The sequence below is a fragment of the Bacillus sp. FSL R5-0585 genome (genome assembly GCF_038004545.1).
Taxonomy (GTDB): domain Bacteria; phylum Bacillota; class Bacilli; order Bacillales; family Bacillaceae_G; genus Bacillus_A; species Bacillus_A cereus.
In genome coordinates this window covers 2,322,107-2,335,171 of sequence record NZ_JBBORJ010000001.1, presented here as the reverse complement: position 1 = coordinate 2,335,171, position 13,065 = coordinate 2,322,107, and the positions used below count along the sequence as shown (strand labels likewise).

Here is a 13,065-nt window from a genome sequence, read left to right as displayed (position 1 = left end):
TTTATTTTGTTGAATTGTTAACATGTTACAAGTTAAATCCACTGTTAAAAAGTTTCCTTGCAACTAGGAAACCAAGCGTCTTTTAATAATCTAGCCAACGTTTCAATTTTATTTTCTGGAATACTACCAAAGCCGAGTAATACGTATGATTCCTTACGTAAATCATTCACGAAATCATATGGAGAAAGTGGGTATAATTTAACGCTTTGTTTTTTAGCGGATTCAATCAGTTCATTTTCATTCATACTGTTATGGACACATAAAACAATATGAAGTCCGGACTGTTCGCCAAGAATTTGAACATTAGCCCCCATTTCTTTCATAATGGATTTTACTAACGCATGATGTTTTCTTTTATATAGTGTACGACTCCGATTAAGGTGACGTTCCCAATTCCCGCTTTGTATAAAGTTAGCAAAAGCAAGTTGTTGTATTGTAGCGACTGTTTGTTTGAAAATTCCATGCAGTTCTTGATATGTTTTTAAAAGGTGTGGTGGTAAAACAACATATCCCATTCGTAAAGAAGGTAAAAAAGATTTTGAGAAAGTCCCCATATAAATAACGCGTTCATTTGAATCAAGACTTTGTAAAGAAGGAATCGGCTTACCAGCGTAGCGAAACTCTCCGTCATAGTCATCTTCAATAATGTATCCATTGCAATCATTAGCCCACTTTAACAATTCTAATCTTCTAGATAAAGGCATAATAATCCCGAGCGGAAATTGGTGTGATGGTGTAACGTATGCGACATTGGAATTTGTATTGTATAAACTAGAAATATCAATCCCTTTTTCATCCAATGGTATGGAATGAATTTGTCTATCACAGCTTTTAATGATTGCGTGTATACGGTGAAATCCAGGGTTTTCAATGCCGTATTCTTTTGTAGGGCCAAGCAGTTGAAGTAGTAGCCACAGAAGTGGCTGCGTTCCGGCGCCAATCACAATTTGATCAGGTGAAGAATGGACACCGCGAGAATGATATAAATATGTTGATATATGCTCTCGAAGAGCGAATTCACCTTGAGGGTCTTCTTTGGCAAATAGTGCATTTTCGTATGTAAGTATGGATTCTTGTAATGCTCGTTTCCAATTTGTAATCGGAAATGTATTTTGATCAATAAGTCCTTGGCTACAATCATATTCAAATTTTTCGTCTATCAAATTGCTCGTCTTCTTTGCTGCATTTGGCTTTTTATTTGGGATAACGTCAATATCGAAATTTGCTACAAAAACACCACGTTTCGGTTTACTTTCTACATAACCTTCAGCTAATAATTGTTGATAAGCTGATTCAACAGTAATGCGGCTAATATTAAGTTGTGATGCTAAATTTCTGTGTGAGGGTAGACGTGTGCCGACAGAAATAGTCCCTTGTATAATTTCAGCTTTAATATATTCGTAAATTTGCAAGTAAATAGGTGTGTTACTTTGTAATTGCAATGGGATAGTAAAATCCATATAAAACTCTCCTTTAAAACTGGCCTTATAAAAAACACTTAAACTGTCACTTAAGTGAAGGGCAGTTACTTTCTATAATAATGATATAACATTTAGAAAATTAAATAAATAGTTAGAGGAGAGTTAAAAATGAATGTTAAAGAAGTAGTAACAGAAGAGCAATTACATGAAGTATTACCTGTTTTACAGCAATTAAGAACGAAACTTTCAAAAGAGGAAACAAGCTCTTTATTTCGAAAAATGAAAGAAGAAGATTATAAACTATTTTCGCTGTGTAATGAGAATGATGAAGTTGTTAGTCTTGCAGGTGTAGCAATTTGTACGAACTTTTATAATAAGAAACACGTTTTCGTATATGACCTTGTAACAGCAGAAGCACATCGTTCAAAAAGACATGGGAAAGTATTACTTTCGTATATAGAGAACTGGGGAAAGGAAAACGAATGTGAGTCTATCGTCCTCACGTCAGCATTTTCAAGAATTGATGCTCATCGTTTTTATGAAAGAGAAGGGTATGATAAGGTGAGTTATTCTTTTCATAAAGAATTATAAATAATAATAAGAAGAAGTTGTCCCGCAAAAGTTGGGAGCAACTTCTTCTTATTTATTAAGTTATTATTGAACCGTAAATAGGTTGTAAGTTATGGTATATGTATTTGAAAAAGTTATATAGTGTATTTTGTCGAATTGTTTTAATTTAATAAAGAGAATGATTGGAGCGCTTATACTTGAAAAAAATAAAGAAACTATCAATCCCTAATGATGCTAGAGTTATTGTCATATCTGATATTCATGGAGAATTAAATCTTTTAAAAGAAGCACTACATAAAGTTAACTTTAAAGATGAAGATTATTTAATTATTAATGGAGATCTTTGCGAGAAAGGACGAGATAGCGTAGGCGTAGTAAACTACGTTATGAATCTTGTAAAGAACAATTCAAAGGTTCACGTTGTTGAAGGGAATTGTGAAGTTTTAGTTGATGCTCTTCTAAATGAAAATCCTGGTCTTATTAATTATTTATGTACGAGGAAGCATTCAATTTTTAATGAATGGCTAGAGCAATTGGGTTTTTCAGTTCATGAGGGCACTTCAATTCGTGAAGTGAAAGAAGCATTGTTAAGTGAATTTTCACAAGAACTATATTGGCTAACAGAGTTGCCAACAGCGATTGAAACAGAAGATTATATTTTTGTGCATGCCGGTCTAGAAGATAGAGTAGATTGGAAAGAAACTGAGCGCAAAAATGCGATAGCAATGCCGGAGTTTTTCAATCAATCACATAAAGCAAATAAGTATGTAATAGTCGGTCATTGGCCTGTCGTGAACTATTCTGAAGAAGCACCGTCTAATAATCCAGTTATTGATAAGGAGAAAAAAATTATTGCGATTGATGGAGGAAATGCAATTAAAGAAGCAGGGCAATTAAACGTATTTATTATTCAGAGGAAACAAACGGACGATACGTTTTCTTATACATATGTAGACTATTTTCCAGAGTACGAAGTAATAGCGGATTTTAATGCGAATTCAGAAATGCAGGGCGGAGTGACATATCCGTATTATTACATAGAGCCTATCGAGAAGATGCAAGATTACACCGTATGTAAACAAAAGGAAACGAATAATGTGCTCACTGTAAAAAATGAATATATGAAACAACTTAAGTCAGGTGAATATACAGTGAAAACTGATATTTCTTGTGCGCAAATAAGCGTTAGGAAGGGAGATATCGTTTCTCTCATTGATGATAGCTGTTCAGGATATGATTTAATTAAAAAAGATGGCGTAGAGGGTTGGATAGAGAAAGGGATTTTAGTTGAGATAGAAAAAGTGAAAAATAAAACATTAAGCTGAAATAGGAGGGATATAACCTCCTATTTTTTTAAAGGAGTAGATTGCTTGCTGTCTTTAATAAGTAAATAAATCGTACTCGGCAGAATGATAAGCGTCATTCCTAAAAGAATTGCTAGTATAGCATAACCTCTATAGGGAGCAGAAACGATAAAAGGAAGTATCGCTAAAAAAATACCTGCTATCATCATTGAAATACTACTAATATTTGAAGCTCTTTTTTCAAGGTGCTTATCATTCCATTCTAATGAAACGGTTGATTTAGTCGTATCAATTTTGGAACTGAAATAACCTATTAATATAAATAAAAGCCCTAATGCTAAAAATATGAAATGATCAAGAGGAAGTGAAAAGCCAAGAGCGATGAGGGCGATGACAATATCGACAAAAAATAAGAATAGTAACATTGTGTTGCCGATCCAATGGAGAAATTTCTGGTTACTCGCTGCTTTAGATAAAGCTAAAAATACAAAGAATAAGAAGGAACATATAATTATATTTACGATTACAAAAGTGCTTTTATCCATTGTTGATGTAGGCGTTCCATTAAAGTCCCATTTCGTAACAATATTTGATGGTAAGAAGAAATATAGAATAATATTTGTCGTAACAATAGTGAGAAATAAAGCAATACTAAATCGATTCTTCACTGAATCACCAGCTTTCTAAATCAATAATTGGTATCTAATAACAAAATTATACAATATAATAAATGATATTAGTTTTGATTTTTCTGAAAAAATATTATAATTATATATGAAATAAAGAGGAATGCAGGAGGGAATTATGCAAAACGTTGTATTAAAGGGAAAGAAAGTTACAATTCGTACAATAGAAGAATCGGATATAAAAACATTATGGAATATCATATTTAAAGAAGAAAGCCCAGAATGGAAGAAATGGGATGCGCCATATTTCCCGTTCTCAATGCAAGAATACTCTTCCTATAAAGAGAAGATGCAAACTCGTTTGCAAGAAGAACCACTGTCAAATTTAATTATAGAAAATAACGGTCAAATTATAGGGACGGTCGGATTTTATTGGGAGCATAAACCGACGCGTTGGTTGGAGATGGGAATTGTTATTTATAATCCAACTTACTGGAATGGTGGCTACGGTACAGAAGCGTTAACGTTATATCGAGATTTATTATTTGAAAAGATGGAAATTGGTAGAGTAGGGCTCACGACTTGGTCTGGTAACGAACGAATGATGAAAGTAGCGGAGAAAATAGGAATGAGCTTAGAAGGTAGAATGCGAAAGTGTCGTTATTATAACGGAACATACTATGATTCTATTCGAATGGGCATGATTCGTGAAGAATGGGAAGCGCTATGTGTAACGAAGGGGTGAGAAAGATTGTACGCTATTATTGCTACATTTGATCGTGTGTTTACTAATAAAATTACAGAACTGCAAAATGAATTAACAAATGTAATTGGAACAAATCAACTAGCTGGAGTAGAACCTCATATAACGATTGCGGATTATAATGAGTTAGATGTTCATTTGTATACTGAGAAACTAGGGGAGTTTGTAGCTATTCAAGAAAATATGGACGCAGTAACTTTTCCTTCTGTTGGAATTTTTCCTACTAATGGAACGGTCTTTTTAGCGCCGACTGTTACCAATGAATTGTTAAAACTTCATCATTCTTATCATGATTATTTTAAAACTTTTCATGACAACCCAAATTCATATTACGTACCGGGAAAATGGGTACCGCATTGTACAATTGCAAATAGATTACATACAAAGCAGTTTTTAAGTGTAATGGAATATATTTATGAGAAATTTGATTTTGTAACAGCTTCAATTGAGAAATTAAAATTAATTAAGGTGAATTATGAAAATGGTTCTGCCATTTCTTCTAGTATATTAGCAGAATATAATTTAAAGAGAATGGAGACATCGAGATGACATATATAATTAGAGAAATGAAGCAAGAAGATATTCATGCTGTACAATCAGTAGCAAAAATAGCTTGGCATGATACATATGAAGGCATTATTCCGAGAGAAATTCAAGATAGTTTTTTAGACGAGGCATATTCTGATGAAAAAATGAAATATCGTCTTAAAAATACGCATTTATTCGTTGCGGAAGAAGAAGGAGAAGTAATAGGGTTTGCGAACTTTTCACCTGTTAGACTACAAAATGAAGCGGAATTAGGTGCGATTTATTTGTTACCAGATCAGCAAGGAAAAGGAATCGGAAGTGCTTTATTACAAAAAGGAATTAAAGCATTAAATGGGATACGGAAATTGTACATACATGTAGAAGCAGCAAATGAAAAAGGAAAACGCTTTTATGAAGCGAAAGGTTTTGCTGAATTAGAGCAATTTGAAGAAGACTTTGAAGGACATATGATGCAGACAGTAAGGATGGTTTTATACGTATAAGGAGAACTAGTAATGAAAATTTTTGATTTTAGTGAAAAAGTAGGAAAGCACCTATCAGTATTTCAATCTAATTTCATCATGTCGAAAATATTAAACCATCGAGGAAATATACATATTGGTGCTATGCATTTACACGAGAATGGAATCATCGGTTATCCCGCATTAACGGGCAGTAAGAACCCTGCCTCAAAATTCAGCGAAAGCAAACAAGTTAGGTGGGGGATCAACTGCCCGTAAAAGCCCGATTGGTTCAACTAATAATCAGTGGGGGATGAATAAAACCCCCACTGATTAAAGTTTCACTTTATCACGAAGCAGTTGTATCTCAACTGCTTCTTATTGTGGAAGGAGCTGGATATGTATGTGGGGTAAATAAAGAAAAGATAAAGATAGAGGCGGGACAAGCTGTGTTTTGGGAAAAGGGAGAGCTCCATGAAACAAGTACAGAACACGGATTAACAGCAATTGTTATGGAAGCGGAGAATCTTGAACAAGCGATAGCAATGCCTATTATTCAAGGGGAGTTGTAAAAATGATAATTAAGGCGAATCAAGAAGATACCAATGAAATATTAAAATGTGCGGCTCAATCGCTTTTTGAAGGGACGAGAGGCAATTGTCAATTAAGTACCGAGAAAGCGATTGAAATTACAAAGCCGATTGTAGAAAAAGGAGCATACTATTTAATCGTTAAAGAAAAAAATAAAGTAATGGGATGGATATTAATAGGGGAAAATACAGACTATTTTTCTCGTGAAAAACTTGGATTTATATATGAATTGTACGTTTTCCCAGAATATCGCGGGAGAGGATTATCGCGAGAACTGATGGAAGCTGGTATTAAGGAATTAAAGGAGAAGTATTTAGAAATTCGGTTGAATGTATTTGCTGGGAATTTTGCAAAAGAGATGTACGAAGAGTTTGGGTTTGTTGAAAGGCAGGTAATTATGACTTTGAAGTGAGTAGAATAGTCTGAATGAGTGAAGAGAAAATAATGATTTAGTGGCTATTTTATCGCTGGAATTTAAAGCGAATAAGTATAAAATAGATGGTTTGCCTTTATTTTATAGTAGATTTATAGAGTGTGCTTAAAAAACAAATAAATTAGTATTATACAATATATCGTTATTATAGTAAAAGAGAAATTTTGGAAAAATATCATTTTTTTGTTTAGAAATCTTTAAATTATTGATATAATCAATTTGTAGAATTGATTATTGGTTAATTTTACTATTTTTAAATTTTAAGGGGGATTTAATAATGGCAGGACAAATTCGTATGTCACCAGAGGAGCTTAAATCGAAAGCGACTCGATATGGACAAGGTGCAAATCAAATTGAGGACATTTTACGTCAACTACAAAACTTACAAAATGAATTAAGAGGAGAATGGGAAGGTCGTGCTTTCGAAGGTTTTGACCAACAGTTCAATCAATTAAAGCCAAAAGTACAAAACTTCGCACAGCTATTACAAGAAATTAATATGCAGCTTAATAAAACTGCAGAAGCTGTTGCTAGACATGACGAAGATCTTTCTCGTAATTTCGGTCTACAATAAGACAGATAAAAAGAAATATATAATTTAGCCATGCAACCATACGTTGTATGGCTAAATTACTTTAAAACTAGAGTAAGATACGAAGTCTTTCATTAGATAGACTCGCAGTCGCAGGAGTGATAAGTAGTGAAAAAGTTCAAATGGAGCATCTTGTTGTTTATTATTTTAGCTCTTGTACTATCAACAGGGGTCTCCTATTTAGCATTAAATCAAAATGTTAAGAAAGCTAATGAGAATACTACACCAAAAATGACAGTTGCGTTGGTAAATGAAGATCAGGGCACTGTATTTGAGGGCAATAAAATAGCGTTTGGAGATCAATTTGTTAAAAATGTAAATAAAAATACGAAACAAGAATGGTACGTAGTTAGCCGCGGGGTAGCGGAAAATGGATTGAAAAATAATAATTACAATATGATGATTGTTATTCCAAATGATTTTTCTAGGAAGGCAGTTGCGATTGATTCAGAGATTCCAGAGAAATTAACGTTAAACTACAAAGTAAATGCAACTGGGAATAAGGATTTGAAAGCTGAGGCAGAAAATACAGCTTCTGTTATTTTAGAAGATTTCAATAAGCAAATAATCGACGTTTATTTTGCGAGTATTATCGGTAAGCTACAAGGTGCACAAGATAATATAGGTAAAATAATTGAAAAAGGAAACGTTCAAACAACTATGTATAAAAAAGATATACATAGTCCGTTAGCAAATTACACAAATCAATTTAAAACAGTACAAGATTATACAGGTGTTTCTGTTAATAGTTTCAAAGGATTTCAGGATGTTTTAAAAGGTTTCGGTCAAGCGTTAGATGAAGGGAATAAATCTAACAGTACGTACTTAGATGGTTTTAATAACTTTCAAAAAATGCAAACTGATAACAATTTATTAGCGAATAATTTCACAAATCAATTTAATCAATATATGAATGATATGAATACAGGCGATGCTTTAAAGCAATTAAGTGCATTGGAATCCGCTAATAAAATTATTTCAAATCAATTTACGTTTTCAGAGAAAGAACCCAATATTTTAACTGATGCTTCAGCGATTCAAAAATATTTAGCAGATGTAAAAAAACAAGTGTCTGAATATGATACAGAACTTGCAGGAAAGTTAGAAAGTGATATTCAAGAGACGGTAATTAAGAAGTTAAAGCAATCTATGTCGAATGATGGAAAGCAAGAAATCTTCATAAATACATTAATGAAACAACCAGATGCTCGAATAAAGAAACAAATCGAGAATTTAATTGCGAAATTACCTAGTTTAAACATGGAAGAAATCGGTCAAAGTGATTTGCCAGATACAACGAAATTACAACTGCAAAATGTAATTCAATTTACAAAAAAATATAATAAAGAAAATAATTTTTATTATGATCCTGTAAATAAAATATCTTTAGGAAACGCAATTAAAGAAGTAAAGGATAGACTTTATACAGAGGGAATTACATTTAGTGATACTGCGAAAGTAATTAAAATGGAATCTGCACAAACTTTGAAGATAAGTATTCCGAAAGAGTTTGAACTATATGGAAGTACAGAAGCTTTGAAGATTGATGATGTGGATTACACAAGTATGTTTCTGGAGAAAAACGGAGAAATTACTATACCTCCTCGTAATGAAGGGGATATAAAAATTAATCTGAATGTGAAGTTAAAAGATCCAAACATCAATATAGATGTTTTCTCTCCTGTAACATGGCAGTGGGAATTGAGTGGGACTCATAAACCTGAAAAAGAAAAACCTAACAAAGAAGATAAAGGAACACAAACGGAAAATAGCAAGGTGGAAAATGTGGTTCATAAATCACAGTACGGCATAATGCCGTTAGTACACAATGCTAAAACGCCTATTATTCAAAAAACAGAACAGAGTAATAATGGTGACAGTGTCAAGCCTGATGCAGGAGGAAAACCTGATACGGGAGGAAATCCAGACACAGGAGGAAAACCTGATACAGGAGGAAAACCTGATACGGGAGGAAAACCTGATACAGGAGGAAAACCTGATACAGGAGGAAATCCAGACACAGGGGGGAAACCTGATACAGGAGGAAATCCAGACACAGGAGGGAAACCTGATACAGGAGGGAAACCTGATACAGGAGGAAATCCAGACACAGGAGGGAAACCTGATACAGGAGGAAATCCAGACGCAGGAGGGAAACCTGATACAGGAGGAAATCCAGACACGGGAGGAAACCCTGATACAGGAGAGAAACCTGATACAGGAGAAAAACCTGATACAGGAGAGAAGCCAGACACTGGGACAGATAACGGTAGCAATTCAAAAATTATTGAAAGTACAACGAATCAAGTTATACATCAAAAAACAGAAAAAATAACAGATATTACTTCTAGTGTATTAATAAAAGAAGCAGTAGATACAGTCGAAAGTTATCAAGGTTTAATGAGCCTTTACGAAATGTATTATGGGATTGATTTAAGAACGAAAGATGTAGGTCCTAAGTTAGAAGAGGGAAGTTTAGATGCAATTGCGACGGATCAATCTTTGTACTACGTATTAAATAAACAAAGTTTAATTGATTTAATTTCAAATCTTGTTTCATCAAGTATTACTACAGAAATAAAGCAAGATATGTCAGGTTTAAAACAAAAAATAAACTCTTATCAACAATCTATTACTAGTGCGGATCAAAATTCTATGCTACTAGCGGAGAAATTAAATGGAACGACGCAACAAGCAACTAGTATGAATGAAAATTTAGGAGAGTATTTAAAAGGTTTAGCGAAATGGCGTGAGAATAGCTTAAAGCTAGTTGAAGAGCAGCAAGTATTAACAACAAATCATGCTGGTGAGCAAACAGCTATTTTATCGTTAGATTCTGGTATTAAATCATTAATGATGCAAAGTCAGTCATTGGTCGAAAGTTCGAAGCATAGTTTAGCAACTTCAGACGATGTATATAAAACATTTGATCAAATTAATGGACAAGCAAAAGAAATTCAAGACAGCGGAACGACAATTGTTTCAAAAGCTGATCTATTATTAAATGACTTTACGAAGAAAATGGAAGATGATAAATCATTCTCCAAAAACTTTACGAAAATTTTAGCGAATAGCCGTATTGGAGATCGTCAAAATGAGATGCTATATGACTTTTTAGCTAGTCCAGTTCAAAAGCAAAATGATGGAGTAATTGTAGCAGGAAATGCTTTTACACCTTACTTAATTGTATTAACTTGTTTCATTGTTGCATTATTTACAGCATACGCAATTGCGAATCAAGAAAAGAAACGAATGCAATCAGATCATTTTGAAGAGAAATTCTCATTAATTGATATGAATGTACCAACTACAGTAGTAGCTTTCGGTATATCAATTGTGGAAGGGATTAGTATAGGTATCATTTCTGGGCGTCTTTTAAAGTTCGGTCAGGATCAAAGTTTACTATGGATTGCGTTCATCACATTTATTATGATGGCGTTTGTATTAGTCTCAACCTACTTATTACGACAAATAAAAATGGTAGGAATGTTTATACTATTAGTATTTTTAAGCATGTACCTATTTTTAACTGAGGCAGTTGGAAGTAAAGTAGATCAAATGTCGTCTGTCGGAAAGATACGTCAATTCTCACCGCTTCAGTATATAGAAAGTTTTCTAAATGATTTTATTAGTGGTAAAGATACTGGGAAAGTTATTTTTGTCGTATTGTTTGTAATTGCCATTATTGGATTGGTTAGTAATCTATTTGTATGGCATAAGAAATGGGAGGAAAAAGAAGTAAATGATCAAACAATGGAGCATAGTGGCTAAGTTATCATTTCTCTCTATCCTTTTACTGTTTGTCGCGCTACCGATAAGGAGCGCGGCTGACAGTTATCTTGGTGATGATGGGAAGATTAAGTTTAAAGTGGATCGACTTGAAGAAAGCGACCAAGAAAAAAATAAAAAGGAACATAAGGAAACAGAATTAGATAAAGCATCGATTGAATTATTTAACAAAGATATAGAAGAAGAAATTGAGAAAAAGAAAAAGAAAGAACAAAAAGATATGGAAGCTTTGCGAGATTCTCTTTTTATAAAACAAAAAGAGAATAATAGTGTTAAAGATACGAAAAATAGCTTGTTTAGCAGTGAATACATTGTCAGAAAAAGTGCAGATGAAGTAGCGAGTAATGAAACAATGAATGAAGAGCCAATTAGTATAACAATAATATTATTATTTGGCGGCGGCATTCTACTTATTTGCATCGGTATTTATACGGTTCTTCGTAAAAGTTGGAGGTAAAGTGATGGCAATACAAACACATATCAATGTGACAGTAGATTTTAGTAAATGGAATGGAAATACATATGATTTGCGTATTCCGAATCATCAATCTATTAAATATTTATTAAAAAACTTATTAGATACGCTAAAGATTGATAATCATGAAGGTTCACATTTTGTAATTAAAGTGAAAAATAAGTCAATTGTTTTAACAGATAATGATCGTTTAATTGATCACCAAATAACAGATGGAGATATTTTGCAAGTTTTATAAAGAATATTTTTTACTTTTAGTTATTTGAAAATAAGTTATTACGGGTTATAAAGAAAAGGAGAAGAGGATAAACATGACGGAAAAAATAATTCAAATTGATGCAATGAACTATCAATTTCAAATAGAAAAAGAAAATTGGAAATTGGAGATGACCAAATCTCAAACACGTATAAAAGACTTCCGTCAATTCGATATAATTACGGGCGAATCATCTGAATTTGTACCATTAACAATAGAAGAAACGGATGATATGTTTACGTTTCTATATCAAGTAGATAAAAAATTATATAAGTGGGACGATCTTAGCCGTTTTGGAAGAAATGAGAAATTAAGACTACTTCGGAATGTTGCGCAGTTTCGTAAATATTTAAATAAACGAATCACGTTCTTTTTACATCCAGACAATATAGTTTTTAATGCTAATTTAATACCAAGTATTATACATAGAGGAATTCGAGATATTGTTCCGCCAACCCCGTTATTAGAAGAGCAATTTTTAACACAATATAAGTGTCTAATTATTGCTTTATTCTCCCAAAAACATAACTTTGATGATTTGTATGCTGGGTTACTAAAAGATGCAAAAGAAACAACATTTGAACAGACCGTTGCTCAAATGGAAAGCTTAGATGCATTACTGCAGTTTCTTGATGACAGCTTTGAGAAGGAACAAACAAAAACAGAAAAAAATATGCAGTTAGTACCTAAAAAAAGCTATAAATCATTTAAATACTTAGCTTTTTCCTTCATAGCGGCGACAGTTATTTTAGCTGCTCCTTTAATATATTTCACTTTTATAAAATTTCCTTATCAAAATAAATTGTTAGAAGCAAATGCAAGTTTCATAGCAACTGATTATGACAAAGTCATTACGCAATTGAATGAGGAGGAGTTTGAATCATTACCGATTGCATCTAAATATGAGTTAGCATTTGCATACATTACAGCTGAAAAACTAGGTGAAGCTCAAAAGAAATCGATTATGAAAAACATTAGTTTGAAAAGTGATGAAAAGTATTTGCTGTATTGGATGTATAACGGAAAAGGTAATTTTGATAAATCATTAGATTTAGCTAAGACACTTGATGATCCTCAGCTTATTATGTACGGCCTTGTTAAACAAATTGAATCACTGAAAAATAATCCAGATTTATCAGGGGAAGAACGTGATCAAAAGTTAAAAACATATGAGCAACAATTAGATGAATATAAAAAGAAATATGGCAATTCATCAAACGATAAAAATTTGTCGGACACAGAGAAAAAAGAGTAAG

The 13,065-nt window shown here is 32.9% G+C and carries 13 protein-coding genes and 1 pseudogene; 12 read left to right on the top strand and 2 right to left on the bottom strand.

Annotated features, from left to right (window positions below; genetic code table 11):
* Positions 1–44: 44 nt before the first annotated feature.
* Entirely contained in the window at positions 45–1,460 is a 1,416-nt protein-coding gene (gene pdxR / locus MKY38_RS11910) for a MocR-like pyridoxine biosynthesis transcription factor PdxR (RefSeq protein ID WP_065223572.1), read from the bottom strand.
* A 129-nt stretch (positions 1,461–1,589) separates the two neighbouring features.
* On the opposite strand from pdxR, the gene MKY38_RS11905 reads away from it, so the two are divergent.
* Together MKY38_RS11905 and MKY38_RS11900 are read left to right on the top strand one after the other, a co-directional pair.
* On the top strand, positions 1,590–2,012 hold the full coding sequence (locus tag MKY38_RS11905) for a GNAT family N-acetyltransferase (protein WP_001101115.1): 423 nt from the start codon (positions 1,590–1,592) through the stop codon (positions 2,010–2,012).
* Between the two features lie 176 nt (positions 2,013–2,188).
* Positions 2,189–3,316, top strand: a complete 1,128-nt coding sequence (locus MKY38_RS11900; protein ID WP_000721382.1) for a metallophosphoesterase — start codon at positions 2,189–2,191, stop codon at positions 3,314–3,316.
* A gap of 20 nt (positions 3,317–3,336) precedes the next feature.
* Here MKY38_RS11900 and MKY38_RS11895 read toward each other — a convergent pair whose 3' ends face one another.
* Positions 3,337–3,963, bottom strand: coding sequence for a DUF1648 domain-containing protein (locus MKY38_RS11895; protein WP_003300956.1), 627 nt, complete (start codon positions 3,961–3,963; stop codon positions 3,337–3,339).
* Positions 3,964–4,099: 136 nt separating this feature from the next.
* Between MKY38_RS11895 and MKY38_RS11890 the strand changes: the two genes are divergently transcribed.
* The 10 genes and pseudogenes from MKY38_RS11890 (at position 4,100) to essB (ending at position 13,064) form a co-directional block, all read left to right on the top strand.
* Positions 4,100–4,666: a GNAT family N-acetyltransferase gene (locus tag MKY38_RS11890; protein ID WP_001181857.1), complete on the top strand. Its 567-nt coding sequence runs from the start codon at positions 4,100–4,102 to the stop codon at positions 4,664–4,666.
* A gap of 6 nt (positions 4,667–4,672) precedes the next feature.
* Positions 4,673–5,233: a 2'-5' RNA ligase family protein gene (locus MKY38_RS11885; protein WP_065223573.1), complete on the top strand. Its 561-nt coding sequence runs from the start codon at positions 4,673–4,675 to the stop codon at positions 5,231–5,233.
* The gene (locus MKY38_RS11880) at positions 5,230–5,715 is read left to right on the top strand and encodes a GNAT family N-acetyltransferase (protein WP_000221048.1); all 486 of its coding nucleotides are present in this window, start codon (positions 5,230–5,232) and stop codon (positions 5,713–5,715) included. The genes MKY38_RS11885 and MKY38_RS11880 overlap by 4 nt, the downstream gene beginning before the upstream one ends.
* Before the next feature lie 12 nt (positions 5,716–5,727).
* Positions 5,728–6,245, top strand: a pseudogene (locus tag MKY38_RS29305) (cupin).
* A gap of 2 nt (positions 6,246–6,247) precedes the next feature.
* Positions 6,248–6,676 carry a GNAT family N-acetyltransferase gene (locus tag MKY38_RS11865; protein ID WP_000584232.1) on the top strand — a complete coding sequence of 143 codons (429 nt, stop codon included), beginning with the start codon at positions 6,248–6,250 and terminating at the stop codon, positions 6,674–6,676.
* 298 nt (positions 6,677–6,974) lie between these two features.
* On the top strand, positions 6,975–7,271 hold the full coding sequence (locus MKY38_RS11860) for a WXG100 family type VII secretion target (protein WP_000918601.1): 297 nt from the start codon (positions 6,975–6,977) through the stop codon (positions 7,269–7,271).
* Between the two features lie 126 nt (positions 7,272–7,397).
* A complete protein-coding gene (gene esaA / locus MKY38_RS11855) occupies positions 7,398–11,060 on the top strand; it encodes a type VII secretion protein EsaA (RefSeq protein WP_341049091.1) in 3,663 nt (1,220 codons plus the stop codon).
* Positions 11,032–11,535 (top strand): type VII secretion protein EssA, encoded by a 504-nt coding sequence (gene essA, locus MKY38_RS11850; RefSeq protein WP_000595653.1) that lies wholly within the window; start codon positions 11,032–11,034, stop codon positions 11,533–11,535. The genes esaA and essA overlap by 29 nt, the downstream gene beginning before the upstream one ends.
* A 4-nt stretch (positions 11,536–11,539) precedes the next feature.
* Complete coding sequence (locus MKY38_RS11845) at positions 11,540–11,791, top strand: EsaB/YukD family protein (RefSeq protein WP_001007571.1); 252 nt, start codon at positions 11,540–11,542, stop codon at positions 11,789–11,791.
* A gap of 73 nt (positions 11,792–11,864) precedes the next feature.
* The gene (essB, locus tag MKY38_RS11840) at positions 11,865–13,064 is read left to right on the top strand and encodes a type VII secretion protein EssB (RefSeq protein ID WP_000136611.1); all 1,200 of its coding nucleotides are present in this window, start codon (positions 11,865–11,867) and stop codon (positions 13,062–13,064) included.
* Position 13,065: the final 1 nt, after the last annotated feature.

Coding starts and splice junctions, on each gene's coding strand:
- pdxR (WP_065223572.1), bottom strand. CDS start 1,460: ATGGATTTTACTATCCCATTGCAATTACAAAGTAACACACCTATTTAC.
- MKY38_RS11905 (WP_001101115.1), top strand. CDS start 1,590: ATGAATGTTAAAGAAGTAGTAACAGAAGAGCAATTACATGAAGTATTA.
- MKY38_RS11890 (WP_001181857.1), top strand. CDS start 4,100: ATGCAAAACGTTGTATTAAAGGGAAAGAAAGTTACAATTCGTACAATA.
- MKY38_RS11880 (WP_000221048.1), top strand. CDS start 5,230: ATGACATATATAATTAGAGAAATGAAGCAAGAAGATATTCATGCTGTA.
- MKY38_RS11865 (WP_000584232.1), top strand. CDS start 6,248: ATGATAATTAAGGCGAATCAAGAAGATACCAATGAAATATTAAAATGT.
- MKY38_RS11860 (WP_000918601.1), top strand. CDS start 6,975: ATGGCAGGACAAATTCGTATGTCACCAGAGGAGCTTAAATCGAAAGCG.
- essA (WP_000595653.1), top strand. CDS start 11,032: ATGATCAAACAATGGAGCATAGTGGCTAAGTTATCATTTCTCTCTATC.
- MKY38_RS11845 (WP_001007571.1), top strand. CDS start 11,540: ATGGCAATACAAACACATATCAATGTGACAGTAGATTTTAGTAAATGG.
- essB (WP_000136611.1), top strand. CDS start 11,865: ATGACGGAAAAAATAATTCAAATTGATGCAATGAACTATCAATTTCAA.